This window comes from Acinetobacter sp. ANC 4862 (assembly GCF_004336635.1).
GTDB lineage: Bacteria > Pseudomonadota > Gammaproteobacteria > Pseudomonadales > Moraxellaceae > Acinetobacter.
In genome coordinates, this window is sequence record NZ_SJXH01000027.1 from 19,308 (window position 1) to 45,864 (window position 26,557).

Below are 26,557 nucleotides of genomic sequence, written 5' to 3' on the forward strand. Positions count from 1 at the left end.
GATTTAGACATTGATGTTGTTGCTTTTAGCCTTTTGTGCAAAGCATAAAATATGCTAAGTTAGGCGCAAATTTCCTCAGGTGATAATTGCTTATGTGGATTGCAATTTCAGCCCTTAACTTGGCATTTGCGGTCATGCTGGGTGCATTTGGCGCGCATGGCTTAAAAGCACATGCAAGCGAAGCTCAATTGGCTTGGTGGCATACAGCAACTGATTATTTTTTCTATCATGCCCTTGGACTTTTGGCACTCGCCATTCTAAGCAAAGTTATTCCCCAACTGCCTATTAAAGCCAGTTTCATGCTGATTCAAGTCGGCATTTTCTTTTTCTGTGGCTCACTCTACGTGATGGCCTTAGGTTTACCGCGTGTATTAGGCGCCATCACACCCATTGGTGGAGCTTTAATGATTGCAGGTTGGCTGGTACTGGCGTGGAATGCATGGAAATACGCAAAATAAATTAAGGAACAGGGAGAAATGACTATGCATATTTATTTAAATGGCGAATCGCAAAATACCTCATGTACTAATTTATTAGAATTGATTCAAGAATTAGCCTTAGAAGGCAAACGATTTGCTGTAGAACAGAATGAAATGATCATTTCCAAAAGCAGATTGGCACACACTCCGATTTGCGCTGAAGATCATATCGAAATTATTCATGCCGTCGGTGGCGGCTAATTCGGAGCTCCCATGGAAGATACCCCCCTTATAATTGGTTCTCGTACATTTAATTCACGCTTATTGGTCGGTACAGGTAAATATAAAGATTTAACTGAAACCGATTTAGCCATTCAAGCCAGCGGTGCAGAGATTGTCACGGTTGCGATTCGTCGTGTGAACATTGGACAGCATCCTGACCAGCCGAATTTGCTTTCTGTTGTGCCACCTGAAAAATATACCATTCTGCCAAATACAGCTGGCTGTTTTGATGCCAACAGTGCTATTCGTACCTGTATGCTTGCACGTGAACTTCTGGATGGTCACAACCTAGTGAAACTGGAAGTATTGGGTGATGAAAAAACCCTTTATCCGAATATCACCGAAACCTTGAAAGCCGCTCGTACTTTAATTGACGATGGCTTTGAAATCATGGTCTACACCTCGGATGACCCGATTGTGGCTCAAGAGTTAGAGAGCATGGGCTGTGTGGCGATTATGCCTTTAGGTAGCCTGATTGGTTCAGGGTTAGGTATTTTAAATCCGCACACCATTTCTATTATTAAAGAAAATGCCAAAGTTCCTGTATTGGTAGATGCCGGTGTGGGTACAGCGAGTGATGCTGCAATTGCAATGGAACTGGGTTGTGACGGCGTATTGATGAATACCGCTATTGCTGCCGCGCAAAATCCAATCTTAATGGCTTCTGCGATGAAAAAAGCGGTTGAAGCCGGTCGCGAAGCGTTTTTAGCGGGCCGTATGCCACGTAAACGTATGGCCAATGCAAGTTCACCTGAAACCGGTTATTTCTTTAAATAAAGCTAAAGTCATTAAAAAAGGACTCAAATGAGTCCTTTTTTATATTTCAAGAATATCGTTAATGGTTAAACCCTTTTGCATAATCCGGATTTTGACATCAAGCACATCGTCTTTAACTTGTTGTTGATAGGCTTTCATATGGGGTGTTTGTAAATGAGCATTCAAATGCTCAATACTTTCCCAATGTTCCAACATGGTAATTGAATCAGGTGATTTAGTCTGATAATCAACATTCGATTCATAATCGACCAGCAACTCATAGCCGTAACACCCATCTTCCTGCAACACTACAGGTGTTATTTTTCTAAATGCGTTTAACACATTTTCACGATGTTGGACACCTGATCGAATCTGGATATCTGCAATAACAACCAACATAGTTTGCTCCTTAAACACATTATTCATCAGGCAAAAACATCCATCAGATGTTGACGATATTTATGTTCATATTCAGCGACATTCGGAATTTTTATCACATCATTTACGATGAAGGTGTCTAAACTTTTCATTCCTAAAAATTGATTGGCTTTATGGAATGGCAGATATACCCCGTCAACACCAACCCCATTAAAAAATTGGTCGGTGTCATTAAACGCTTCAATGGGTGCATTCCAGGTTAACGACAACATATACTTTTTATCGTGAATGAGACCACCTAAACCATATTTTTTCGATGCATCCAAGCGTGATCGACCATCACTGGCATATAAAGTTCCATGCCCTTGTGTAAAAATATCATCAATATATTTTTTTACTGTCCACGGTGCACCCATCCACCAGCCGGGCATTTGATAAATAATGACATCCGCCCATACATATTTTTGAATTTCTTGCTGAATTTCATAGTCGCTATCTGCACGAGAAATTTTAATGCGATGACTCAGTTCGCTAAGCACAGCATTTGCCAACTCAGTCAACGTATCATTTAACTCGCCATTCGAGTGTGCAAATTGCTTGGCACCATTCACAATCAGGATATTACTCATTCATTCGCCTTGGAGGATTTGTTTTCAGTGGCCAATATACGCAACTATTTTATTGACAAAAATTTATGAATTTGCAAAATACTATTGATAAAAAATCAATAATAGAATTATCTAATCATTCAACATTTCACAATTTGAATACCCAAGAAAAAAGCACCCTCAGGTGCTTTTTCAAATCAATGCAAAAAATTAAGGGATTAAACCTTCATCACGCATCGCGATTTGTACGGATTGACGTTCTGCCACTTTATTGCGCAAGGCAATAATATTGTTATACGGCGTTAAATCATGTCCAATACCATTCGACCAATTGGTTAACACAAATAAATAGGCATCTGCCGGACCAAAATTATCATCAACTAAATAATCGTTATCAGACTCAGCAATGGCTTTTTCAATATAGACAAGCAAACGGTCAATTTCTGCATAAGCTTTTTCTTTCGCTTCATCCGACAATGATGCACCGAAAAATACCGCATAAGCGTCATGTAATTCAGAGTTCAAGTAACCCAGCCATTCAAGAACTTTGGCACGCCCTAAACCTGATGGCGGAATTAAATCTTGTTTGGGATCATGTTGTGCAAGAAACGGTAAAATGGCCACATTTTCAGTCAGAATCAAACCGGGATTAATTTCTAAAGCTGGAACATAGCCCTTTGGATTAATTGTGTAATAATCAGCACCTTTTTCTGTTTTATGAGTTTTTAAATTTACACGCTCTAAATCAAAATCGACATTAATTTCATTTAAAATAATATGTGATGCTAGTGAACACGCGCCCGGGGCGTAATAGAGCTTCATATCTGATCCTTGTTATTTAACTATTAACTGTTTTAAATCTCTTCTAACAAACTTTCAAGTGATCGTACCTGTAAATTGCAAAAAAGTATCAATGCGTAAAAAACCTTTACCTTTAGAATATTGTCCAAAATCCAATATTTTTCAAGTCAATCTGATGTGCTTTTTTCTATAAAACTGTTTTAACATACCCGGCTTTAAAGTTTGATGAAAATTAACCTTGTGATTAGCCTTAAAAAAGAAGAATGGTTTTCCAATATCCGTACTGACGTATTAGCAGGCTTGGTTGTGGGTTTAGCCCTCATCCCCGAGTCAATTGCCTTTTCAGCCATTGCCGGTGTCGATCCGCAAGTCGGTCTATATGCGTCATTTTGTATAGCCGTCAGCATTGCTTTCTTTGGCGGTCGCACTGCCATGATTTCTGCTGCCACAGGTGCCATGGCTTTGTTGATGATTACTTTAGTCAAAGATCACGGTTTGCAGTATTTACTCGCAGCAACGATTTTGACCGGGATCATTCAAGTGATTGCGGGATATTTTAAAGTCGCCAAACTGATGCGCTTTGTCTCACAGTCCGTGGTCTATGGTTTTTTAAATGCCTTGGCGATTTTAATTTTTGTTGCCCAATTGCCGGAAATTAGCAAGATGAATAGCTTAGGCTATTTATTTATGGCGATGGGTCTGGTGATTATTTACCTGTTTCCTCATATCCCGAAAATGGGTAAAGCAATTCCCTCACCTTTAATTTGTATTGTGGTACTCAGTGCTTTAGCAGTATTTTTGGGTGCTGACATGCGTACCGTGAGTGATTTGGGACATTTTCCAGATACACTTCCTATTTTCCTGATTCCAGAAATTCCACTGAATCTGGAAACACTGCAGATCATCTTCCCTTATTCCATCACTCTGGCTACCGTTGGTTTACTGGAAACCATGATGACCACCACTGTGATTAATGAAGTTACTGGAACTGAAGGCGACCGTCATCAGGAATGTCGTGGTCAGGGTTATTCCAATATCGTCAGCGGTTTTATGGGCGGTATGGCGGGTTGTGCCATGATTGGTCAATCCATTATTAATGTCAGTTCTGGGGCACGTACTCGACTTTCCACGCTGGTTGCCGGCGTCTTTCTGCTGTGTTTGGTGGTGTTTCTGAAAGATTGGCTGGCTTATGTCCCAATGGCAGCATTAGTTGCGATTATGATTATGGTGTCTTTTACCACCTTCCAATGGGGCTCTGTCAGACAGTTCCACAAGCATCCTGCTTCATTTAATGTGGTGATGATCGCAGTCGTTATTGTGGTATTGGCTACCCATAATCTTGCATTAGGGGTTTTTATTGGTGTACTACTGTCTGCGCTGTTCATCATCAACAAGCTTGAAAGCGAAGTAAAAGTCAGCTCAGTATTAGTCAATCAATCAACACGTCGTTACACGATTTCAGGACAAATTTTCTTTAGCAGCTCAGACAAATTTTTCCAATTTTTTGACTTTAAAGAAACGATCTCTAAGGTTGAGATTGATCTCACCCATGCACATATCTGGGATATTACTTCGGTCAATATGTTGAACACTGTGGTACAGAAATTTAGAGATCAAAATATTCAAGTCGAAATTATGGGATTAAATGAGGCGAGTAGCACTTTAATTGATCGCTATAATCCGCTTTAACTTTTGATTAAAATAACAGTGAGATCATGGCGGCTATCATTCCTAAATTTTCAATAGGATGGCAGCCGAAAACTAAAAAAATTATAGGCAGTACTATGAATACGAATCACTGGTTTATGTGGGCGATATTATCTGCCTGTTTCGCGGCCTTAACTGCCATTTTTGCCAAAGTGGGTTTGTGACAGGTCGATTCTGACCTAGCCACACTCATTCGCACTGTGATTATTGTCTTTGTATTAAGTTTAATAGTTTGGGGATTAGGCAAATGGCAGAATCCCTGACTGCTTTCAGGTAAAACCTGGTTGTTTTTAACTTTGTCAGCTTTAGCAACTGGCGCATCATGGCTGTGTTATTTTCGGGCATTACAACTCGGTCAAGCCTCGAAAGTGGCACCGATTGATAAACTCAGTGTAGTTTTAGTCACCCTTTTTGCTGTAGTTTTTTTAGATGAACGACTCAGCCTGCAAGAATATTTGGGTATTGTCCTGATTGCGCTTGGCGTACTTACCATTGCATTAAAATAATGTAGATTTTCTTTTAAAATCTTCTAAGCCAATATTTTTTATAAAATAATCAATACGCACAACTTAACCCCGTTATTTCTTGGGTCTCAACTTCCATTACAGCAAATAATGACGTAACAACAGCATGACTCTGCGGTCTTTGTCGCATCTTAAAAATGAAAAAGTTTGACTTGTTAGGCTCAGGACTTAAAATACCGCATTCGAATTTTTTACATTTGCCAAAGTTATGTCGAACGATCAATTAGACCCGCAAGTCGTCGAGCTGGACAACTTGAATGAACATCGCGAAATTGTCACTTTCATGCGTCGTTCATCTCCGCTAAATACCTCTCAACGTACTGCGCTTGAACAATATGGTCACCTAATTTTGGAATATCCGGTGGGTGATTTACGTCAACAGTTTGAACATCCAGAACGCCCTTTAACGGTTGAAATTGGTTTTGGCATGGGGCGTTCACTGGTGCTTATGGCAAAAGCCAACCCTGAACGCAACTATGTCGGTATCGAAGTTCATGTTCCCGGTATCGCGCAATGTGTATATGAAGCCGGTATCGCGGGTATAACCAACCTACGTTTACTTGATGCCGATGCCATTCAAGTGCTTCGTGAAATGCCTGACAACAGCATTAATGCTGTACAGCTTTACTTCCCTGATCCTTGGCAAAAGAAACGTCATTTCAAACGTCGTTTCGTATCGCATGACCGTATGCCACTGGTTGAACAAAAACTGGAGATGGGCGGTACTTTCCACTCAGCTACAGACTGGGAACCGTATGCTGAATGGATGCTGGATGTATTAGATAACCGTCCAAATCTTGAAAATATGGCAGGTAAAGGCAACAGCTACCCTCGCCCTGACTGGCGCCCACAAACCAAGTTTGAACGTCGCGGTTTAGAGGAAGGTCATAAAATTAACGACTTCCTGTTCAAGAAAATTAAATAAACTTGAAAAACAAGTTCAAAAAAATGGCTCATTAATATGAGCCATTTTTTATACTCGATACTTAAGCTTTTACAGCCAGATAACCTTGATAGGATAAAATTTGGGTAAAGCGCTCCACAGAATGAAACCCACTTGATTTCAATTGTTCAGATGTTTCCTGTTCCGAAAGCGGATAAAAGTCATCATCTAAACGTTCAATCATTGCCGCAGATTGTGAAGTCGTTAAGCCGTTTGCCTCACATACATGTTTCAGTATTTCCAGTTCCTGCTCTGACTTGATCCGGGTCAAATCAAAAGTAATGAATAGTCCTTGATGTTTTAAACGTGAATAAATTGCTTTAAAGAACTTTGGCTTATCTGAATAATCTACAAAATGCGTGACCAGAATAGAAAGTGCTGCATCGTATGTTTGACCTGTTTTTAACTGGTCTACATCTCCCAACACAAACTCCACCCGATGCGATGCATTTAAGGAATGGATATGATGTTTGGCTTTATCCAGCATGGTTTCCGACAACTCTGTTGCAGTAAACGTCCAGTCAGGAAACGATCGCAATAGATAGCCCAGCTCATAACCTGTACCACAACCCACAATCAATACATGTGCATATTCATCTGCATAGGTTTGCAATAAAGCTTTGATTTGCTGGTGTACAACATCATAGCCGGGAATTAATTTTTGAATATGCTCATCATAGCCATCAACCACATACTGGCTCTTAAAATCCTTTGCCATACCCACCTCCTTTTACAATACATTGCCTAATTTTATTTATTTCAGTTTAAGTGACTATTGAGGATCATGCGATTGCAAAATCTGTTGACTCATCAGCTTATACACATTTTTTAAATCTTCTCTGTGAGCATCCTCTAACATCTGCTGATGCATATTCAAGATATTTTGATCCCCCCGCATCGCCGGTCCAGTTTGCATCCTTTTAGGCTCATTCTGCGTCACTTTATTGGCAGTTTCTAAAATTAATGGATAAAGCAGGGAAAAATCCACCTGCTGCGCATCGACAATCTGCTTCGCCATATCATAACAATAATTGCTGAAATTACAGGCAAAAACAGCAGCTAAATGTAAACTTAAACGCTGTGCCGAGCTATATTGATAAACTCGACGACTCAATTGATTGGCGAGTTCTGTTAATAAAAACAGATCATCTTCAGACTTGGCTTCTACAAATAACGGTGTATCTGACCAAGGAATTTCCCGATCCAAACTAAAGGTTTGTAAAGGATAAAAAACACCAGCACGTGCATGAACTTTTGCCAAGACCTCAATATCTGTACTGCCCGAGGTATGCACAATCAAAACATCAGCTAAGTATTGATGAACTTCTGCAATCACTGATGCAATCGCCTGATCACTTACCGCAATCACCACCAAATCAATTTCAGAATTTATTTCTGAGATATTCACTGTTGCAGTTGCACCCACTTGCGCCGCTAAAGTGTGTGCAGACTCGAAACTGCGGCTATAGATTTGGATGATTTAATGATGCTGGCTTAAGGTATGAGCCAAATGATGGGCAACCCGTCCTGCTCCAATAAAACTAATACGCATAATATTTTCACGTTTTACAATTCACCACAGCATGCCAATAAAAAAAGGACGAATCAATTCGTCCTTTTATTTAATGACCATTTAAAAGAAGTCTTATAAAAAATTCCTGTGTGATACAGGGATTTTTATGAAAACTATACATTTACTGTTTTTTAATCCCTTGCTCATCCACATCACGAACCACACCCGTATCGGTATTTAACACTTCAAACTCAATACGGCGATTTTTAAACTGACCTTCAGGGGTTGCATTATCAGCAACAGGCTGTTCCGAACCATACCCGACAGCTTGTAACTGTGCAGGATCAACACCTTGTTTCACCAGGTAATCTACAACCGCTTGCGCACGTTTTTGCGATAATGCTTTATTTGCTGCAGCATTACCCACAGCATCAGTATGACCCTTAACCGTTAACTGCACATGTGATGCTCGCTTAATCAGTGCAGCTGCTTGATCCAAAATCGATTTATTGGCATCAGGAATATTGCTACTTCCGGTATCAAAATTGATAATTTGCATGTTCAGTGCAGTTGCTATATCTAATGCACGAATATTCTCTGGATTAATTTCTGCCAAGGCTTTTTCTGCATTGGTATTACCTGCACTTATTGCAGTAGTACTATCAGCAGGTGCAGAAGCAGCGATAGCTGCTTGCGTCATGACTGTCATATTTTTAACCAGTGGTCGAATTTTAGCTGCCAATTGCTCTGCATCAGCCGGATTAGCGGTCTGAATAGACAATTGATCACCCATCCAGGTTAATGAGGCATTTGGAACACCTTTCACCAATTTCAATACACTTGGAATGGCATCTTGATCAATAAATTCGGTATGGTAGCTTGCATTCGTTTCCACACCACAACCGTTGTTGTGATTAAAAATTTGTTTTATTTCTTTTTGCAGAATATCGATATAACTCGCATTGCCAGAATACAACTGGCAAGTTGTTAAATCTCCTGTTGAGCCGGTACTGAGTTGCAATTTTGCTGGCTCACTGGTTGCAGTCTGTGCAGGCACACCACTTGCTGGCTCAGTTTGTTTTTTATCCGAGCAGGCTTTAAACATTAAAGCCAGTAGTGCAGCTAAAACAATGAAAGCAATCAGTGGCAAGAGAAATTTCGATTTCTTTTTTTCCTCAACTGCTCTATACGGTTCAGCTTCGGGAGCTTGGTGCAAAGTACGCCCGGATGCAATACCCACACCCAAAGCGCTTAAAAGTGCTGTAGCCCAATGTGGCAACGCACTCGACACTGCTGACCAATGTCTTTCAATAAGATGTGCAATCGCACTTGGTTCAGAAGAACCGGCTTCCGCTTCTAAAAAGCCAAGTGTAGGCGAAATTGAGCGATTTAAAGTAGATTCAATTGCACCAGTCGGGACTGTTCCAGAAACCTGTTCTAAAAACTCCTGCTTTAAATCGGGATGTGTGGCAAAGATATCAGTCAATCTCGGATTTAATTGACTTTGTAAATTTTTAACAAGCTCTGGCTTAGATTTAAAAAGTGACAAAAGGATAGGGAAAAAACTGCTTAATGCCTGACTCTTCTCGCTGAGATATTCTGTTTCACCTTCAAGGACAATTGCAGATACTTTCTGCTTGAGTAAATCAATCAAATTAGTATTCATCCATTATTCCTCTTATTCTCGTTTTATTACGTGCATTTTTTAGTTTATATGCTCATTTTTTATACAGTGTAATTAATTGTATTATTTGAATACTATTATTTTCCAGCAATAAAAAAGCCAGCCGAAGCTGACTTTTATAAATCATAAAAAAATATTAAATCAATTAAGCCACAAAAGTTTGAACCACTTTACCTATAACTTTTTGATTAATGAGCGGCGTATTTTTACCTTGTGAAAGAATTGACTCTTTTGAGACCATCCATTCAAGCTTAGGATCAACCAATGCCCAACCCGATTCCTCAGCCCAGCGATCAACCATATTCGCGACTTTTGCAGGTGCAAGGGTCACTTTTTCAACCCACTCTAAAGGCTCAAATAGTCCTTCATTAATCAGTTGAATACCAAATGCAACATAGGTATCAAAAGCAGTTATACCCGGTTGTGTTTCGGCAAATGGTGCTAATTTTGCAGAACTGCTGAGCGGTTCATGATGGGTACAAATCGCATCAATCACACCGTCTTTTACGCCTTGACGTAATAATTGCTTATCTTTTTCAGCCCGTAATGGTGGGCGTACATGTGCCAAAGAGTTGAAACCATCAGTTAAACTTTCGGTTAAATGCAATTGATGCATCGCCACGTCAGCAGTGACAGGCAGGCCTTTGTCTTTGGCAATTTTGATCAATTCAACAGAGGCACCGCAAGATAACAATCCGAAATGTGCACGCACTTTGGTTGCTTCAATCATGAGTAAATATTTAGCAATTGCGACGGTTTCAGCTAATGCAGGAATCATAGGCAAGCCTTGGCGTGAAGCAATAAAGCCTTCATGCGCACAGCCATCTTTGGCAATTTGATGTTCTTCTGCATAGAACACGACGGTCATGCCTAAGCCTGCAGCATATTCAAGGGTACGAATCACTACATCATCATCAGCAAACGGCGCATTGGCATTCGAAACAGCCGTACATCCGCCTTTTTTCAAGCCTGCCATGTTTGCAGGCTGTTTGCCTTGCAAACCTTGCGTTTGTGCACCAATCACTTGTAGATAAATGCCGCCATCCAGCATGGCTTTTTCAACCAAGCCATGAATCAGCGCACCATTGTCTTGTACAATCGGTTTTGAGTCTGGCGGAGTAAAGACATGCAAAATGCCGTTTTCACGCGCGGCCTTTCCTTCAGATTTTAAAGTACCGTGTTGTTGCTGACCAGGTTCACGTAAACGTGCACATAAATCGACCATGGTTGGCATTAACCATTGACCTTGACCATCAATGCTTTCACTTACCTGATCTGTTTCTGAAACCAGTTTGCCGTTTTCGATAAATACTGTTTGTACGCAATCCGTTTTTTTGATTGGGTCTAAGACACGGACATTTTCAATTTTTACAATACTCATGACTTTACCCTATCCCGCAATCGCTTCAATTAAACCTTTTTCTTGCAACTGACCTTGCATAGACAGTGCCAGTACCGCCATACGCACAGCAATACCATTGGTCACCTGATGCAAAATGACCGCTTGCGGACCATCAGCAATACTGGAATCAATTTCCACACCGCGGTTCATTGGACCCGGATGCATCACGATGCAATCAGGCTTCGCCATCGCCAAACGCTCTTTGTTCAAACCGTACATTTTGTAGAATTCAGCTTGTGAAGCCAGCGCTGGAGAATCAATCCGTTCATTTTGAATACGTAAAGTAATAATCACGTCGCAATCTTTAATCCCGGCTTCCATGTCATTGAACAGACGAACATCTTCGCCATATTCTTCAAAGCCATAAGGCAGCAAGGTATTCGGCGCAATCACACGAATGTCTTTACAGCCTAAAGTTTGCAATGCCGCCACATCTGAACGTGCCACCCGTGAATGTTTAATATCACCAATAATGGCCACACTTAAAGCTTCGAATGGCTTTTTAGTTTCACGGCGGATGGTCAGCATATCCAGCATTGCTTGAGTCGGATGTGCATGACGGCCATCGCCTGCGTTAATAATCGCAACATGCGGGCAAACGGTTTGTGCAATAAAATGTGCTGCACCTGAAGATGAATGACGAACAACGAAAATGTCCGCTGCCATTGCTTCAAGGTTCCACAAAGTATCTCGTAATGTTTCACCTTTTGATGTACTTGAGCGTGCAATATCGATATTCAACACATTGGCTGATAAACGTTTTGCTGCTGCTTCAAAAGTGGTACGGGTACGGGTAGAGTTTTCAAAGAACAAATTCATGACCGTACGACCTTCTAATAAAGGAGTCGTTATCAATTGATTTTGATCATTAAAAAAGGAATTGGCTGTATCAAGAATTTTGGTCAGGGTTTCTTTAGAAAGACCGTCAATGGTCAAGAAATGTTTGAGATTACCCTGTTGATTGAGTTGAATCTGGCTCGGAGTATGCAATGCCGCCAAGTGCATGAGAGATTCCCGTTCAGTTAAGTTGAACTATTATACAGATATTCCCCTGTTGTTGGCAGTTGAAGTTTTCAGCATTCGGTGACTATTTACGTGTCATGTAAATTTATTAATTAAAAGTAAGCGATTAGTTTTACCCGTTGAGCTGCTCAAACATCTTATTGATGAGGTTCAATATATTTTTAATTTATTAAAATTAGGCTCTAAATCAAAGCAGTATTTAGAGCCTGAAGAATTAGCGTAATGCACCAATATAGTGATGTGACACTTGTGCTTTATAAATTTCTTCTTCTGTTACTTCTGTTTCATATATTTCTGCTATTTCTTCCTTAATCTCAATTTGATCAGGTTCAACGTCAAACACCATTAAGCAACGTAGACGTTCCGCTTGTCGCTGTAACTCTGAATCATTCGCAGATAAAGCAAGATCAATCACATATTTGGCATATGCCTGATTTTGCACCAGATACATCACATCGATCACTCGCCCTGTTACACGTCTTAATCGAGCATAAATCAGTGTTGCGATAGAAAAAGATTCAGAATTGCTCACAAACCCAGTCTGCATTGTGTCTTTCATTAAATACCCCTGATCAAATCAAACCGATTGAAAATAGCGGTTACAGTCCAAATCACATGACTCATAACCAATAAAGGCATTCTGTTAGCAAAATACATACCAGTTAGGCAGGCTTAATAGATAAAAATCAGATATTTCCCCATCAAGCCCAGGCTTTGCCATAATTTAAAAACTTTTCAGGACTAAAATACGTTAAAATAGTAGATTGCTTAGCTGCTTTTGGAAATTTGCATGAATTCGAAACTACGTCTTTCTACATACTGGGTCACCTGTGCAGATGGGCTTGAAACCTTACTCCAAGAAGAATTGGAAGGTTTAGGTGTTCAAAATATTGAACGCTTTCCAGGACGTTTAGTTTTCCAAGGCACGCTAGAAAATGCATACCGTATTTGTATGTGGTCACGTTTAGCCTCTCGTGTACTGACTCCTATTCATACCCATGAATTAGAGTTCACCCATGATGCACGTGACGTGGCTGAAGAATTGTACGAAGGTGCAATGAACTTTGACTGGTCACTTGTTTTTGCAACACAAAGTACATTTGCCATTCGTTTACACGTTGAACGCGACATTAAAGTAAATAGTCAATTCGCAACCTTACGTGTGAAAGATGGTGTGGTCGATTCCTTTATGGAAGCTGTAGGCAAACGCCCAAGCATCGACATTAAACAACCTGAAATTACTTTATATGTGCTTGCTGGTAAAACTCAGCATACCTATTGCCTAGATTTATCAGGTGATTCTTTACATAAACGTGGCTATCGTCATTTCATGACCGATGCCCCAATTAAAGAAAACCTTGCAGCCGCAATTCTGCAAAAAGCCAAATTAGTTGAACGCAATCCAGACATTATTTTAGATCCAATGTGTGGTTCAGGGACATTCATCATTGAATCACTGATGATGCTCACCGATCGTGCACCTGGCTTAGTCCGTCGTTTTGGTTTCAATGGCTGGAATGGTCATGACCATGATTTATGGATGTCGATTAAAGCTGAAGCAGCTGAACGTCATCAAGCAGGATTAGAAAAACAACTCCCTCAATTCTATGCTTATGATGCGGACTGGGAAGCTGTGAAAGCGACCAAGCAAAATATTATTGCAGCCGGTTTTGAATCAATACTCGATCAAATCAAGATTGAAGAACGTACCCTTGCAGATTGGCCTGATTTCCACACTGAAGGAAAAACTTCCTTTATTGTCACCAACCCACCGTATGGTGAGCGTTTAGGTGAAAAAGCCTCTAACCGTGCCTTGTACTTAGGGTTGTCAGCGCTTTTACAAAAGAACTTCCCGAATCAATACGCTGCAGTGATTGCTGCACAAGTTGAACAAGCCGATGTACTTGCATTCAATGATCCGCAAATTTTGCGTTTGATGAATGGTAAGCTTCCTATTTATGTACGTTTCGGTACGATCAAACCTGCAACTGTGAGCCAGCCCTTCCTAGCGACTTGGCAACCGCAACAGTTTGAGCCAATTGAAGGTGCTGAAGACTTTACCAACCGTTTGCAAAAGAATATGCAAGCCTTGAAAAAATGGGCTGTTAAAGAAAATATCTATTGCTTACGTTTATACGATGCAGATTTACCTGACTTTAATGTCGCAGTGGATTTGTATGGTGATCGTCTGCATGTCCAAGAATATGCACCGCCAAAAACTATTGATCCTGAAAAAGCAAAAAAACGCTTTAACCTGGCTTTGGCGGCTATTCGTGCGGTGACTGGTTTAGGTCGTGACGCGATCTTTATTAAAACCCGTGCCCGTCAGGAAGGTAAAACTCAGTACGAAAAACAAAGTACCGCTTCTAAACGCTTTATCGTTCAAGAAGGCAAAGCTAAAATTTTAGTCAATTTAACCGACTATCTCGATACTGGTTTGTTCCTCGATCATCGTCAAATGCGTTTACGCATTGCTGCTGAAGCGAAAGGCAAGCACTTCTTGAACTTGTACAGCTACACATCTACTGCCAGCTTACATGCAGCTTTAGGTGGTGCAGCAAGTACAACAAGTGTCGATTTATCGAATACTTATCTTAATTGGTCTAAAGAAAACTTTGTACTTAATGGTTTGACGGTTGATCATGCTGATGAACAACATCAATTCTTCTCGAGTGACTGTTTTGAATGGCTAAAAGAAGGTCATGAACAATATGACCTGATCTTCATTGATCCACCAACTTTCTCAAATTCGAAAAAATTCTACGGTACTTTTGACGTACAACGTGACCACAATTCATTGCTTAAACGTGCCATGAACCGTTTAACCACAGAAGGAACTTTATACTTCTCGAATAACTATCGTGGTTTTGAGATGGATGAAGAAGTTCAGGCCATGTTTGATGTGCAAGAAATTACCAGTGAAACCATTGGTCCAGATTTCAAACGCAATACCAAAATCCATAAAGCATGGAAAATTAAGCATCATCCAATCTAATGATGCTTTGCATGAAATAATACACATTGAGATGAAACGATTTATCGTTTCATCTCAATGGTAATACCTTCATAATAATTCATTCGTAAATTATCTGATTGATTCACTGAATCTAATAAGCGAATAGTTGAATGAGTACCAGCTTGCTTTCATTCAACATTCATTGTTCAGCCGCTTTCTTCTTCTGCATCTGATAATCAGATAATGCCGTTTCCTCTATATTCTGTTTTTTAATTCCCTGATTGTTCTGACAATTCATGTTCCGTTAAAGGAACTTCTGCATAAGACCATAAACAGATGATCAGTAGCAAATTCATGGCAACTAATTTTTTTCGAGACGGTCGATAAAAGCTTTTTTTTATTTTTCATCTTCATGACGGACTTTCCTTTTTATTATTCAGCATGAACGCTAGCAATTTTTATATACAACAACGATCTGCTTTCGGTATTTCCCGATATTCTGCAATTAAAAAGACTGCACATTTAGCAGCCTTTTTTAAGCTCAGCTCTTAATTTAAAAATTTCTTTTCACCATATTTATATTCAATACCTATTTTTAATACATCACCATCTCGTTTGGCTTGCATCGCTTGCTGCATACCATTAAGCATTTGTTCAAGTTCTTGATCAGATAATGTTTTACTGCCTCGTTGCAAGTAATTACTCATCAGAGTTTTCATGATTTGTTTATCATATTCAATATTCGCCTGATACTCGACTAAACTGGGTGCTATTTTAACCAAGCTAGCAAATGAAGATGATGACTGGGCATTACCTTGCCACTCCAGCTTGCTTTAGCATACCCTTCACCCAACTTAATCTGATTATTTTGCGATTCAAAAGTAAAACCTTCATTTACAATGGATAAAAGGTGATCAGCCAATTCCTAAGGTAACTCTTCTTTAGCTACACACACTGCACTATTTTTTTCCAATAAATTAAAGAAAGCTTGTACTTTTTGCTTATTCAGGGCTTTCAGATTGAAATTCATTTGCAACTTTTGAAAAGTCGGTATTTTATGCATGACCACTTCTTTAATATTCAGTTGAGTATCAAAATTTACCGTGTGTTTATCAATACCTGTATTCATCACCAAAGCAAAATCTTTAAATTCACCACTACCAAATTGCTGTATATTTCGATCGGTACGTTTAATCGAAGCAATATTCAATCAGGTTTTCCCTGCATCAAAGCTAGAATTTAAACCTTGAGTGGTTTCAAACTCTACTTCTCGCATCTGTACATGACCCAATTTATCGCTAACGGTCATATTTGGTATTTGAAGTTTTGCATTGAGTATTTCTAATTGATTGTCTTTGGATTTTGCATCCATTTTAAAAATCATTGAATCAATTCGGGTTTGTATATCCGCATCGTTTTTTTCAAAAACTGGTGTCGTCAATGAGGAATGTACCACACCTAACCAGTCAATCTTGGTCTGGGCAGTTAAAGGCTGTTTGAGTATTTTTTGAAAAACTTCATTGCCTTGCTGTAAATTAATTTTCGATTCAATATGATAACCATTCCAACTACGTTTAATTTCATCCGTGCCTGTTAGCATCAAAACATCTTTAGGTTTACATGGATCAAATGACAATTGAGCTGCCCAGTCTGCAGAACCCTGCATTGCGCCCATATTAAAATTTTTATATTGAATTGAAACTAAATTGGTTTTTTGATTCTGCTGATAATACGAATTTAAACTTTTATCCGCATACAAATTTCCCCCCTATAGCAGCCGTTGCCAATACAACCAAACCACCCAACCCCCACATTATTTTTGATATTACATGTCTCATTTTTTGCTTATTTTACAAACAAGTATAAGTTAAAAAATGAAAATTAATATAATTTTTTCAAATAACGCTCCACTCCCAATCACATTGCATGATTGGGGCATCCTGAATACCAATTAAATACGTCCCACTTCAAAATAACTGATTTTATTACGATCAAAGCTGGTATAGGGATTGCCTTTAAAGCTATGGAAATAATGCTTGGCTTGAATCACATGAGAGGTGGTATTGCCCATCCAATGAATACGTGGGTCATTATTTGCCAAGGTAATACAAAAGGCTTGTTTATGACGCAATTTAGTCTGTTGCTTAGCATGGAAAATCAGACTGGCGAAAACCTCTTGTTGCTCAGGATGGCATAAAGCACTATGAATCATCAAATATTCAAAGGCATCATTTTTTTTCGGTAATGACAAGACACCTCGAATGCCAGCATAGACATTATAAAAAGGCTTAATGACTTTTAAGGGCAAAGAGTAATCGACAACACGGGTTTGTTTAAAAGCTTTTTGATTCCACAAACCATACAGACCGACAATTTGATTATTTTGGTCATATATGAGATAAAAATCATTGATATTCATGCCCAACCAAAAGGGATGATTCGATTCCACCAAACCTGAAAAATCATAATTCGGTAAAAAATTATAATACTGTTTCATCGTCAAGATAAATGCATTGGCTTCATTTATATGGCTCGCATTCATTTTCTGAAAATGATATTGCTTAAATTGTGCTGGTTTCTGCGCTTGTGACACCGTAAAGGTACAAATATCATCATAATGAAACGGTTCGGGAAAACCTTTACGCTCATTGTGTAAAATATTACATGCGACGGTATTATCTTCTAAAACCACACTTTCAAAAATAGTATTCAGTGGAATTTCGTCATAGACATAGTCCATCAGTAGACGCAGCACTTTATTGCCGCGGTGCTTAGGATGCATGCGCAAATCCGCAACATAACGCAATAAGTCTGCTTGACCATTGATAAAACAATAGCGCCAACCGAGATTCATCATACCAACCACTTGTGCCGGATTTTCCTCAGGTACAACCAACTTGATATCTGGACAATTATACTGTGCATGACTGGCACTGAGATAACTTGGATAACGCTCGAAAGCCCAGGTCATACAGTTGCTTGGCATGGTTTCCGCAATCAATTGCACCAGTTGCTCATCATCTGCCTCTGTAGCGGAGCGCACCAAAAAATTCGGTTCATTTTTCGAGCGATAAATTTGGTTATCATTATCTTTTTGTGCATACAATACGTTTAAACTCATATAGTTTTACTCAAATATACTTAAATTATTTTTGTTTTCATTTTTTTCAAAGGTTCAGGTTTAATATTCCCTTCGATCATTCCATTATGCATTGCTAAGGTTTTATAGTAATGCCAAGCATCATCTACATGTTTGACCTCAGGTTCATCTAACTGACCTAAATTTCGTGCCAATTCATAATGAAAATTTTCTTTTAACAATTCATCTAATTCTGCTACTGAAGGTTGCTTGGCTAAATTACCTTCACTTAATAAAACATAGTGAGGCTTTTTAATCTCACAAAACTCGATTCCCAATAAACTAACTGGAACATAATCCTCTTGCTGAAATGTCGTTAATATTTTCTGAGCAGCCATTTGATCAATTTTTTCACCCACCAAATCGACCGTCATTTTTCGTCCTAAAAACAAAAAGCATGGAACTTTCTCATAAAAACCGGTCACTTCAAGTTCATCATTAATCACATATCTGATCAGTCCAGAACCCGTAGTAATAACAGGACTCACAATATCACCCTGTTTAAGCCCCCATGAAGGTACGGTTTGACCACTTTCCACATTCAAAAATTCATAAAAATGTGACTGATAGCTAAGTGGATAACAATTATTAAAAGGAATTGTGACTACGCCTTCTGTTGCCCATAAGCCCTTCCCCTCAAAAGCAACATTCGCTACACGATCTTGTAAATGTTTGGCCCAACGTTCAGCACTTGCTGTATCCCAACTGGAAATTAAGGTCAATTTAGACCAAAGATTTTTCCAAGCAGTTGGGTCTTTTAAATCAAGGCGTTGTAATTTATAACTTTGCTCTGAGGATTGTGGTGCTTTTAAATAATCCAGACTGCGGCGCTTCCACTGCCCCGTTCTCAGCACTTTCACAATTTCATTTTGACTCTGTTCAATCACGTCCAATAATTGCAGTGCAAAAGTCGGACTCCACACTGAAATCATGCCTAGATTTTTATCTGCAACCAAAAACACGGCGGTCGCAAACATCGCATCTTCTGCTGAAGCTGCTAAAGCAATTTCAGCCGGCACAGATTGAGTAATTTTACTTAAAACACGTTTTGAAACATTGAGTAATGCACTGTCATCATTGAGATTACTGTTTTCTAAAAGTTTACGTTGGCTTTCTGGTAACCATGACACCGACCAATAATGGGTTGAATTTTTTAATTGTGGATATTCACGATATAAATTAGTGAGCCATAAACCAATGGCTTCGTCTAATTCATTTAAAAAACTTTGCGTATAGGGAATAAATTTCAGCGCTTCGCTTGAACCACTGGTGGGTTGAAAGCGAACAATTTTTCCCGACCCCAAACAGTTTTTGTCACTTTGGCGAGACTGTTCAATTTTTTCTTTCCAATGGCTATAATGGGTGAGTGGATATTTCTCTACAAACTGTTCATAACTCAGACTTTGCGAAGTATGCTGCTTTAAGAACTGATCCAACTTTTGACGTTGTACCGTTTCTAAATCATTCGCTTGCTGCCGATAACGCTGAAATGCTTTTCGGCAGGCGAATTCAAGTATTTGATGTGAAGCTGACAGCAGCAATCCCATAGTTACGCCACCTTAGAATCTGAATCCAAAGCAATATGTAATGGACGCTTTTGTGGTATTTGGCTTTCCACTTTACCCACACTTATATTTTTGCTCATGAAGCGGCTAATAAAGCGATATAAATCGCTCCAACGCAGTTCACCGATACAGGGTAATTCTGTCCCTTCCACCCATGTTGGGTTTTTCTCTTCAAAGAATGCGATTTTGGTGTTTTTCTCGCGTAATTCTTTGGTAATGGGTGCAACGTCTGCTTTTAAAGGTTGATAATCTTCACCGAAATTCAGTAGACCTGAGGATTTATCATAATATTCGGCAAAATATTGTCGGCAATAGGAATCGACATAATCTTGTAAATGCGAATTTTTTTCACCGTAGTGCGGATAATAACTATAATAATTATTTGCCAGCAACAAATAGGTTTTAAAGCCTTTAGAAATCAATATCCAGTAGATTGGCGTCAGTGGATAACGCATTTTAAAGCTAACAATATAACGGTACATGGCACGCGTTAAAGCCCGATTTCCCCAATAAGCTTGCTCAATAATCGTGTCACCACTAAAAAAGGCATGGCGAGCTTTACCGTTGACCACGAAGTCACGTTCCATCACCGTAGAGAAGCCGACGATTTGTTTGTTTTTAGGTTCGATAATAAAGAAAACACCGGTTTTTTCTAAAAAATCACGTTCAAAAATTTCATAACGGGTATTGGCATAATATTTTTGGTAAATATCATACATACGCTTGATTTCTTGTATTGTCACATTACCGGTATGTTTATACTGACTATACGGCTCCTTTTTCAATTGCCGTAAAAGCTTAAATTCCAACATAGTTTTTATCCCTTCCACTTGCTATCCAGCAAGCACTTTTTTTGTTTTTTATAAAGCCATGATCTACACATCCAAGTTGTAGATTCAAATGCAATAGTAGAACTATGAATTGATAAATTGCAATTAGCTTTACGTATCTAAACAATAAATACGACAAACGTAAAAATTAAAAACCCAGCCGAGGCTGGGTTTTTTTATCTTTTGGTTTATGCAAGTGATTAACTTAATTTCATTTTTTCAAACTCAAGATGACCATTTTCAGCTTTAATCAAAATTGTGTCACCGGCTAGAAAATCCCCGCTCAAGATTTTTTGAGCCAATGTATTTTCAACCTGCTGTTGAATTGCACGTTTCAATGGTCGCGCACCGTACACAGGGTCAAAACCAGCATCAATCAATTGATCAAAGGCACTATCATCCACAGAAAGGCGCATGTCTTTTTCACTTAAACGTGCACGCAAGCGATTCAACTGAATATCTGCAATGCCACGAATTTGTGCTTTTTTCAGTGAATGGAACACCACCAGCTCATCAATACGGTTAATGAATTCTGGACGGAAGTGTTGAGAAACAGCACTCATTACCACTGTACGAACTTCATCATCGGTTGCATTGTCACCTAATTCGCGTACATCCTGCGAACCTAGATTAGAGGTTAAGACGATGACTGTATTTTTAAAATCGACCACACGCCCTTGAGAGTCGGTTAAACGTCCATCATCAAGAACTTGCAGCAAGATGTTAAACACATCTGGATGCGCTTTTTCTACCTCATCAAACAACACTACACTATAAGGTTTACGACGCACCGCTTCGGTTAATACACCACCTTCTTCATAACCCACATATCCTGGAGGTGCACCAACCAAACGACTCACCGAATGTTTCTCCATGAATTCACTCATGTCGATACGAACCATGGCATCGTCACTGTCAAACAAGAAGTTTGCCAAGGCTTTAGTCAATTCGGTTTTACCTACACCTGTTGGACCAAGGAACAAGAATGAACCACTTGGACGATTCGGATCAGATAAGCCTGCGCGTGAACGACGTACCGCATTGGATACGGCAACTACCGCTTCATCTTGTCCAACTACACGATTATGTAAGAAATCTTCCATTTGAAGCAGTTTTTCACGTTCGCCTTGCAGCATTTTCGCCACTGGAATACCCGTTGCAGCACTAACCACTTCCGCAATTTCATTCTCAGTCACTTTGGTACGAATGAGTTTTGGCTCTTCATTACTTTCTTCAGCAACTTCTTCTGTTTCCAGACGTTTTTGCAACTCGGGAATCACGCCATATTGCAAACGGCTCGCTTCTGCCAAGTCCCCTTCACGTTGTGCTTTTTCAAAAGCAGTACGCGCTTTATCCAATTCCACTTGTGCTTGACTTGTACCTTCAACCAATCTTTTCTCAGCGATCCACTGTTCTTCCAAATCACTATATTCACGCTGAACTTCTTCGATTTGTTTTTCCAAGTGTGACACTTCAGCTTTACTGACTGAATCCTCATCCTGTTTCACCGCTTCCAGTTGCATTTTTAACTGGATTAAACGACGATCCAAACGGTCGAGTGGCTCAGGTTTCGAGTCAATTTCCATTTTGATTCGCGAAGCTGCTTCATCAATCAAATCAATGGCTTTATCGGGCAATTGACGGTCTGTAATATAACGATGCGACATTTTTGCAGCCGCAATAATGGCTGAATCTAGAATCTGTACGCCATGATGGGTTGCGTACTTTTCTTTCAAACCACGTAAAATTGCAATGGTATCTTCAACACTCGGTTCATCGACCAATACTTTCTGGAAACGACGTTCCAGCGCGGCATCTTTTTCAATGAATTGACGATATTCATCTAGCGTTGTTGCACCTACGCAATGCAGTTCACCACGTGCCAATGCAGGTTTCAGCATATTGCCTGCATCCATCGCACCTTCACCCTTACCGGCACCGACCAGGGTATGTAACTCGTCAATAAAGAGAATGATTTCGCCTTCATATTTAGCCAGATCTTTCAGGACGGCTTTCAATCGCTCTTCAAACTCGCCACGATATTTTGCACCTGCAAGTAATGAGCCCAAATCTAAAGATAAAACGCGTTTACCTTTTAAGCCTTCTGGCACTTCTCCATTGACAATTCGTTGTGCCAAACCTTCTACAATTGCAGTTTTACCAACACCTGGCTCACCAATCAGTACCGGATTATTTTTGGTACGACGTGACAGAACCTGAATGGTACGACGAATTTCTTCATCTCGCCCAATCACGGGATCCAATTTACCTGACATGGCACGTTCAGTTAAATCAATGGTGTATTTATTGAGCGAATCACGTTGATCTTCGTGGGTATTACTCATGACTTTTTCACCACCTCGAATATTTTCAATTGCTTTGCGTAAGCCTGCAGATGTCACGCCTACATTATTCAGTAAAGTTTTGGTTGCACCGGTTTCAGCTAAAGCGAGCAATACCCAATCAGTCGATAAGAATTCATCCCCGGCTTTTTGTGCATAGCTGTCTGCCAAATTTAAAGCACGTACCGCTTCAGGATTGAGATTGATATCTCCAGTGGGATTGGCAATAGTCGCTGCATCATTCAATGCTTGTTGTAGCTTAGTCTGAAGATCTCGTAGATTTGCCCCGGCTTGTTGTAACAAGCTGATATTGGCGGGCTCCTGCAAGAGCACCGATAAAATGTGAATACCTTCGATGGAGGTATTGTCTTTACCCATTGCTAGAGATTGAGCATCTGATAAAGCTTGCTGCAAGCGATTTGTAAATTTTTCAAAACGCATTCTTATTTTCCTCACAACAAATTTTGTACTTGGGTAATAGATGGGAATGCTTTGATATTTTTCAATATAATTTCTTAAAAAATATTTTAATTTTCAAAGACTAAAGAAACAAAAACAACACATAAAGCTTAATTATAATATGGGTATGTCTTTCTCTTTTTTCAAGCTAAATTTAGTATCTTCTGTATTAAATTCTATTCAAAATATATTTCATCACGATGTTTGGTTAAATAATGGACTACTCAGCCTATGTAGCTGTGAAATTTTAAAACCATATATTTGCTTTTAGTTTATATACGAATTTAATTTGATTGATTCAAACTTTGATTCAGTAAAAGATTAGAGATTTAATTTTGATCAAATAAGAAGTGAAATAATGAAATCAGTTTTTAAAATTGTGCATTAGGATTGCACTGACTATATTTTATAGAATAATTTTAAGTTTTATTGTTTATAAAAAATGGCAATTCACCTGGAATTGCCATTAATTTTTTTTATTACGCAGCTTCAATAATTTCAAAATCGTGGGTAATTTCAACACCACCATCAGATAACATTTTGCTTGCTGAACAGTATTTTTCAGCAGAAAGTTCAACTGCTTTAGCCACCTGTTTTTCTTTCACAGCTTTACCGGTCACGACAAAGTGTAAATGAATTTTGGTAAACACCGCAGGAATTGTATCAGCACGATCCGCCTTTAACTGACATGTTACCCCTGTCACATCTTGGCGTGATTTCTTTAAAATAGTCACAATATCAAAGGAAGCACACCCACCAAGTCCCATTAATATCAGCTCCATGGGACGTGGGCCACGGTTTTCACCACCATATGCCTCAGCACCATCCATGACAATGTGATGACCACTTTCTGATTTTGCTTCAAAAGCAACATTCTCTAGCCAATGTACGCTTGTTTGCATTGCAACTACCTGAAAAAAGCTATAAATTTACGAAGTACCTGTACACTAACATAAATTGAGTTGATAAGGAATTTCATCTCTTCTATGTGACAAGTTCATTTTAGGTCTGTGCGATCTATTACTTATCCATATTCGGAACCGTTAGCATGACTGCAAGCTTTTCACAACTTAGTACCGACGCACTTTCTCCTGGTCAATTACCAGAGTCAGTCAAAGCATTATTAAAACGTGCATATATTAATCGCTATCCAAAACGTACTGCAATTATCGACGCAGGCACTGAATCAAAATCACTTTATTTAATTTTAAAAGGTTCAGTATCCATTATTTTACGTGAAGATGATGAACGTGAAATTGTGGTTGCGTATTTGAATGCAGGAGACTTTTTTGGGGAAATGGGTCTCTTTGAAGCAAATCCACAACGTACTGCGGAAGTCCGTACACGTGACGTCTGTGAAATTGCTGAAATTACCTATGATAACTTCCACGAGTTAAGTAAGCAGTATCCAGATCTTAGCTATGCTGTATTTGCTCAACTTGTTCGTCGCTTAAAAAATACAACACGTAAAGTGACTGACCTGGCATTTATTGATGTCTCTGGTCGTATTGCGCGTTGCTTAATCGACCTTTCTTCTCAACCAGAAGCAATGATTTTACCAAATGGCCGACAAATCCGTATTACGCGTCAAGAAATTGGCCGTATCGTCGGTTGTTCTCGTGAAATGGTGGGTCGCGTTTTAAAAACGCTTGAAGAACAAGGCATGATCGAAACGGATGGTAAAGCCATTCTTATTTTTGATGTGTCAACTGAAGATGCAAATGTAGCTGTAGATGAGCTTGCAGACGAAGAATAAGTTTTTATTCTTTAGTGCGCATAAAAAAAAGCAAATCCTAGGGTTTGCTTTTTTTATGCATCATTTTTTATTCACATCCTTTTGTAAATTTTATGACAACTTTAAAACTATTCATGCTTTAACTCTGATCAAAAAATCAGGTAGCCTTAAGTCATTTAAAATTTCATGATAAAAATTCAAGGATCAAGCACTATGCAACTCAAACCTTTAGCCAATACCGGAATTTTGGTTCCTGAAATTTGTTTAGGCACCATGACCTTTGGTGAGCAAAATACTCAGGCAGAGGCTTTTCAACAACTTGAATATGCTTTAGATCAAGGTCTGTTTTTTTGGGACACAGCTGAAATGTATCCTGTGCCACCAAAACCTGAAACTCAAGGGGCAACCGAAACCATCTTGGGTAATTGGATCGCAGAGCGTGGCAAACGAGATCAGCTTTTTATTGCTTCAAAAATAGCAGGTCCCTCACAAGGCGGCAGCCACATCCGTGATGGACAAACCCGATTTACCGCATCCGAGATTAGCTCGGCCATAGATGGTTCCTTAAAACGCTTGCAAAGCGATTATATCGACCTATATCAACTGCATTGGCCACAACGTCCAACCAATTTCTTTGGCAAGCTCGGTTATGGCAACACTGAAGCCCATCAAGACACAGAAATCACTGCTTTAGAAGAAACCTTAAGCGCTTTAAGTGATGAAATTAAAAAAGGCCGTATTCGCTATATTGGCCTGTCTAATGAAACCCCTTGGGGAACCTTAAAGTTTTTGCATTTGGCTGAAAAATTAGGCTTGGAAAAATTTGTCAGTGTGCAAAATCCATATAACCTGTTAAACCGTACCTATGAAATTGGCATGTCAGAAATTGCCCATTATGAAAATGTGGGACTGCTTGCCTATTCACCTTTAGCTTTCGGTTATTTGACGGGTAAATTCCGTCATGGTGCACGTCCTGCAAACGCACGCGTCACACTCTTTTCTCGTTTTAGCCGCTATAGCAATCCAGAGAGCGAATGGGCAACCGAACAATATGCTCAACTTGCTGAACGACATGGTTTAACCCTGACACAATTGTCCTTGGCATTTATCAAACAGCAGTTCTTTGTGACCAGTACCATTATTGGTGCAACCAATCTGGATCAGCTCAAAGAAAATATCCAGGCGTTTGAAATTGATTTATCCGCTGAGGTTTTACAAGGTATTGAGGATATTCATCGCCAACAGCCTAACCCTGCCCCATAAGTGTATATCTCATTCTCCCTTAGGGCATAGGTATCTACACAATTCTCATGTTTTGCGTTAAATTGAGGAGCATGCTCTTCAATTTAACATCTCTGGCTTAGATCTGCGTCTTATTAAACGCTACAATAGCCTTGTAAAGCTCAATATGAATCCTCTAGCTTCACTTGCTCCTGCAATTAAAGATATTGCCTCTGCCCAAAAAACGAGTTTCGCAACCACACAGGCAGT

General features: G+C 39.4%; 25 protein-coding genes and 1 pseudogene. 9 read left to right on the top strand and 17 right to left on the bottom strand.

The window, feature by feature from the left end:
• Positions 1-92 precede the first annotated feature (92 nt).
• The 3 genes from E0409_RS11760 to E0409_RS11770 are packed head-to-tail and all read left to right on the top strand — an operon-like array spanning position 93 to position 1,478.
• Positions 93-458, top strand: a complete 366-nt coding sequence (locus E0409_RS11760; RefSeq protein WP_131291106.1) for a DUF423 domain-containing protein — start codon at positions 93-95, stop codon at positions 456-458.
• A gap of 24 nt (positions 459-482) precedes the next feature.
• A complete protein-coding gene (thiS, locus tag E0409_RS11765; RefSeq protein WP_131291149.1) occupies positions 483-680 on the top strand; it encodes a sulfur carrier protein ThiS in 198 nt (65 codons plus the stop codon).
• Between the two features lie 12 nt (positions 681-692).
• Positions 693-1,478, top strand: a complete 786-nt coding sequence (locus tag E0409_RS11770) for a thiazole synthase (protein WP_067723319.1) — start codon at positions 693-695, stop codon at positions 1,476-1,478.
• A 39-nt stretch (positions 1,479-1,517) separates the two neighbouring features.
• Here the strand turns inward: E0409_RS11770 and E0409_RS11775 are convergent, their stop codons facing one another.
• From E0409_RS11775 to E0409_RS11785, 3 genes are all read right to left on the bottom strand, one after another.
• The gene (locus E0409_RS11775; protein ID WP_131291108.1) at positions 1,518-1,856 is read right to left on the bottom strand and encodes a putative quinol monooxygenase; all 339 of its coding nucleotides are present in this window, start codon (positions 1,854-1,856) and stop codon (positions 1,518-1,520) included.
• 26 nt (positions 1,857-1,882) lie between these two features.
• Positions 1,883-2,464, bottom strand: a complete 582-nt coding sequence (locus E0409_RS11780; protein ID WP_131291110.1) for an NAD(P)H-dependent oxidoreductase — start codon at positions 2,462-2,464, stop codon at positions 1,883-1,885.
• A gap of 189 nt (positions 2,465-2,653) precedes the next feature.
• Positions 2,654-3,265 (bottom strand): glutathione binding-like protein, encoded by a 612-nt coding sequence (locus tag E0409_RS11785; RefSeq protein ID WP_131291112.1) that lies wholly within the window; start codon positions 3,263-3,265, stop codon positions 2,654-2,656.
• A 219-nt stretch (positions 3,266-3,484) separates the two neighbouring features.
• Here E0409_RS11785 and E0409_RS11790 point away from each other — a divergent pair, with 219 nt between their 5' ends.
• From E0409_RS11790 to trmB, 3 genes are all read left to right on the top strand, one after another.
• A complete protein-coding gene (locus E0409_RS11790) occupies positions 3,485-4,933 on the top strand; it encodes a SulP family inorganic anion transporter (RefSeq protein WP_131291151.1) in 1,449 nt (482 codons plus the stop codon).
• Positions 4,934-5,235: 302 nt separating this feature from the next.
• Complete coding sequence (locus tag E0409_RS17075) at positions 5,236-5,457, top strand: EamA family transporter (RefSeq protein WP_502699829.1); 222 nt, start codon at positions 5,236-5,238, stop codon at positions 5,455-5,457.
• 226 nt (positions 5,458-5,683) lie between these two features.
• On the top strand, positions 5,684-6,400 hold the full coding sequence (trmB, locus tag E0409_RS11800; protein ID WP_131291114.1) for a tRNA (guanosine(46)-N7)-methyltransferase TrmB: 717 nt from the start codon (positions 5,684-5,686) through the stop codon (positions 6,398-6,400).
• Positions 6,401-6,461: 61 nt separating this feature from the next.
• Here the strand turns inward: trmB and E0409_RS11805 are convergent, their stop codons facing one another.
• The 6 genes and pseudogenes from E0409_RS11805 to E0409_RS11830 form a co-directional block, all read right to left on the bottom strand.
• Positions 6,462-7,136 carry a class I SAM-dependent methyltransferase gene (locus E0409_RS11805; protein ID WP_131291116.1) on the bottom strand — a complete coding sequence of 225 codons (675 nt, stop codon included), beginning with the start codon at positions 7,134-7,136 and terminating at the stop codon, positions 6,462-6,464.
• Between the two features lie 54 nt (positions 7,137-7,190).
• A pseudogene (locus tag E0409_RS11810) lies at positions 7,191-7,970 on the bottom strand (Rossmann-like and DUF2520 domain-containing protein).
• A gap of 142 nt (positions 7,971-8,112) precedes the next feature.
• Positions 8,113-9,597 (bottom strand): OmpA family protein, encoded by a 1,485-nt coding sequence (locus E0409_RS11815; RefSeq protein WP_131291118.1) that lies wholly within the window; start codon positions 9,595-9,597, stop codon positions 8,113-8,115.
• A 163-nt stretch (positions 9,598-9,760) separates the two neighbouring features.
• The gene (locus E0409_RS11820; protein WP_131291120.1) at positions 9,761-10,996 is read right to left on the bottom strand and encodes a dihydroorotase; all 1,236 of its coding nucleotides are present in this window, start codon (positions 10,994-10,996) and stop codon (positions 9,761-9,763) included.
• A gap of 9 nt (positions 10,997-11,005) precedes the next feature.
• Positions 11,006-12,022: an aspartate carbamoyltransferase catalytic subunit gene (locus E0409_RS11825; protein WP_131291122.1), complete on the bottom strand. Its 1,017-nt coding sequence runs from the start codon at positions 12,020-12,022 to the stop codon at positions 11,006-11,008.
• Positions 12,023-12,254: 232 nt separating this feature from the next.
• Positions 12,255-12,599 (bottom strand): hypothetical protein, encoded by a 345-nt coding sequence (locus E0409_RS11830; protein ID WP_131291124.1) that lies wholly within the window; start codon positions 12,597-12,599, stop codon positions 12,255-12,257.
• A gap of 231 nt (positions 12,600-12,830) precedes the next feature.
• Here E0409_RS11830 and rlmKL point away from each other — a divergent pair, with 231 nt between their 5' ends.
• Complete coding sequence (gene rlmKL / locus E0409_RS11835; RefSeq protein ID WP_131291126.1) at positions 12,831-15,035, top strand: bifunctional 23S rRNA (guanine(2069)-N(7))-methyltransferase RlmK/23S rRNA (guanine(2445)-N(2))-methyltransferase RlmL; 2,205 nt, start codon at positions 12,831-12,833, stop codon at positions 15,033-15,035.
• 509 nt (positions 15,036-15,544) lie between these two features.
• On the opposite strand, the gene E0409_RS16505 is transcribed toward rlmKL, so the two are convergent.
• The 8 genes from E0409_RS16505 to E0409_RS11870 form a co-directional block, all read right to left on the bottom strand.
• Positions 15,545-15,715: a hypothetical protein gene (locus E0409_RS16505; RefSeq protein ID WP_165541332.1), complete on the bottom strand. Its 171-nt coding sequence runs from the start codon at positions 15,713-15,715 to the stop codon at positions 15,545-15,547.
• 206 nt (positions 15,716-15,921) lie between these two features.
• On the bottom strand, positions 15,922-16,206 hold the full coding sequence (locus tag E0409_RS11840; RefSeq protein ID WP_131291128.1) for a hypothetical protein: 285 nt from the start codon (positions 16,204-16,206) through the stop codon (positions 15,922-15,924).
• A complete protein-coding gene (locus E0409_RS11845) occupies positions 16,207-16,755 on the bottom strand; it encodes a hypothetical protein (RefSeq protein ID WP_131291130.1) in 549 nt (182 codons plus the stop codon).
• Between the two features lie 192 nt (positions 16,756-16,947).
• Complete coding sequence (locus E0409_RS11850) at positions 16,948-18,117, bottom strand: GNAT family N-acetyltransferase (RefSeq protein WP_131291132.1); 1,170 nt, start codon at positions 18,115-18,117, stop codon at positions 16,948-16,950.
• Positions 18,118-18,137: 20 nt separating this feature from the next.
• On the bottom strand, positions 18,138-19,682 hold the full coding sequence (locus E0409_RS11855) for a GH3 family acyl-acid amido synthetase (RefSeq protein ID WP_131291134.1): 1,545 nt from the start codon (positions 19,680-19,682) through the stop codon (positions 18,138-18,140).
• Between the two features lie 2 nt (positions 19,683-19,684).
• Positions 19,685-20,512, bottom strand: coding sequence for a hypothetical protein (locus E0409_RS11860; protein ID WP_131291136.1), 828 nt, complete (start codon positions 20,510-20,512; stop codon positions 19,685-19,687).
• A 218-nt stretch (positions 20,513-20,730) separates the two neighbouring features.
• Positions 20,731-23,313, bottom strand: a complete 2,583-nt coding sequence (clpB, locus tag E0409_RS11865) for an ATP-dependent chaperone ClpB (RefSeq protein ID WP_131291138.1) — start codon at positions 23,311-23,313, stop codon at positions 20,731-20,733.
• Positions 23,314-23,810: 497 nt separating this feature from the next.
• Positions 23,811-24,233 carry an OsmC family protein gene (locus tag E0409_RS11870; protein WP_131291140.1) on the bottom strand — a complete coding sequence of 141 codons (423 nt, stop codon included), beginning with the start codon at positions 24,231-24,233 and terminating at the stop codon, positions 23,811-23,813.
• A 146-nt stretch (positions 24,234-24,379) separates the two neighbouring features.
• Between E0409_RS11870 and crp the strand changes: the two genes are divergently transcribed.
• Together crp and E0409_RS11880 are read left to right on the top strand one after the other, a co-directional pair.
• Positions 24,380-25,087 (top strand): cAMP-activated global transcriptional regulator CRP, encoded by a 708-nt coding sequence (gene crp, locus E0409_RS11875; protein ID WP_131291142.1) that lies wholly within the window; start codon positions 24,380-24,382, stop codon positions 25,085-25,087.
• Between the two features lie 192 nt (positions 25,088-25,279).
• Positions 25,280-26,329: an NADP(H)-dependent aldo-keto reductase gene (locus E0409_RS11880; RefSeq protein WP_131291143.1), complete on the top strand. Its 1,050-nt coding sequence runs from the start codon at positions 25,280-25,282 to the stop codon at positions 26,327-26,329.
• Positions 26,330-26,557 lie beyond the last annotated feature (228 nt).

Excerpts from the sequence above, each read along its gene's own strand:
- E0409_RS11760 (WP_131291106.1), top strand. The coding sequence starts at position 93 with ATGTGGATTGCAATTTCAGCCCTTAACTTGGCATTTGCGGTCATGCTG.
- thiS (WP_131291149.1), top strand. The coding sequence starts at position 483 with ATGCATATTTATTTAAATGGCGAATCGCAAAATACCTCATGTACTAAT.
- E0409_RS11770 (WP_067723319.1), top strand. The coding sequence starts at position 693 with ATGGAAGATACCCCCCTTATAATTGGTTCTCGTACATTTAATTCACGC.
- E0409_RS11775 (WP_131291108.1), bottom strand. The coding sequence starts at position 1,856 with ATGTTGGTTGTTATTGCAGATATCCAGATTCGATCAGGTGTCCAACAT.
- E0409_RS11780 (WP_131291110.1), bottom strand. The coding sequence starts at position 2,464 with ATGAGTAATATCCTGATTGTGAATGGTGCCAAGCAATTTGCACACTCG.
- E0409_RS11785 (WP_131291112.1), bottom strand. The coding sequence starts at position 3,265 with ATGAAGCTCTATTACGCCCCGGGCGCGTGTTCACTAGCATCACATATT.
- trmB (WP_131291114.1), top strand. The coding sequence starts at position 5,684 with ATGTCGAACGATCAATTAGACCCGCAAGTCGTCGAGCTGGACAACTTG.
- E0409_RS11805 (WP_131291116.1), bottom strand. The coding sequence starts at position 7,136 with ATGGCAAAGGATTTTAAGAGCCAGTATGTGGTTGATGGCTATGATGAG.
- E0409_RS11815 (WP_131291118.1), bottom strand. The coding sequence starts at position 9,597 with ATGAATACTAATTTGATTGATTTACTCAAGCAGAAAGTATCTGCAATT.
- E0409_RS11820 (WP_131291120.1), bottom strand. The coding sequence starts at position 10,996 with ATGAGTATTGTAAAAATTGAAAATGTCCGTGTCTTAGACCCAATCAAA.
- E0409_RS11825 (WP_131291122.1), bottom strand. The coding sequence starts at position 12,022 with ATGCACTTGGCGGCATTGCATACTCCGAGCCAGATTCAACTCAATCAA.
- E0409_RS11830 (WP_131291124.1), bottom strand. The coding sequence starts at position 12,599 with ATGAAAGACACAATGCAGACTGGGTTTGTGAGCAATTCTGAATCTTTT.
- rlmKL (WP_131291126.1), top strand. The coding sequence starts at position 12,831 with ATGAATTCGAAACTACGTCTTTCTACATACTGGGTCACCTGTGCAGAT.
- E0409_RS16505 (WP_165541332.1), bottom strand. The coding sequence starts at position 15,715 with ATGAAAACTCTGATGAGTAATTACTTGCAACGAGGCAGTAAAACATTA.
- E0409_RS11850 (WP_131291132.1), bottom strand. The coding sequence starts at position 18,117 with ATGAGTTTAAACGTATTGTATGCACAAAAAGATAATGATAACCAAATT.
- E0409_RS11855 (WP_131291134.1), bottom strand. The coding sequence starts at position 19,682 with ATGGGATTGCTGCTGTCAGCTTCACATCAAATACTTGAATTCGCCTGC.
- E0409_RS11860 (WP_131291136.1), bottom strand. The coding sequence starts at position 20,512 with ATGTTGGAATTTAAGCTTTTACGGCAATTGAAAAAGGAGCCGTATAGT.
- clpB (WP_131291138.1), bottom strand. The coding sequence starts at position 23,313 with ATGCGTTTTGAAAAATTTACAAATCGCTTGCAGCAAGCTTTATCAGAT.
- E0409_RS11870 (WP_131291140.1), bottom strand. The coding sequence starts at position 24,233 with ATGCAAACAAGCGTACATTGGCTAGAGAATGTTGCTTTTGAAGCAAAA.
- crp (WP_131291142.1), top strand. The coding sequence starts at position 24,380 with ATGACTGCAAGCTTTTCACAACTTAGTACCGACGCACTTTCTCCTGGT.
- E0409_RS11880 (WP_131291143.1), top strand. The coding sequence starts at position 25,280 with ATGCAACTCAAACCTTTAGCCAATACCGGAATTTTGGTTCCTGAAATT.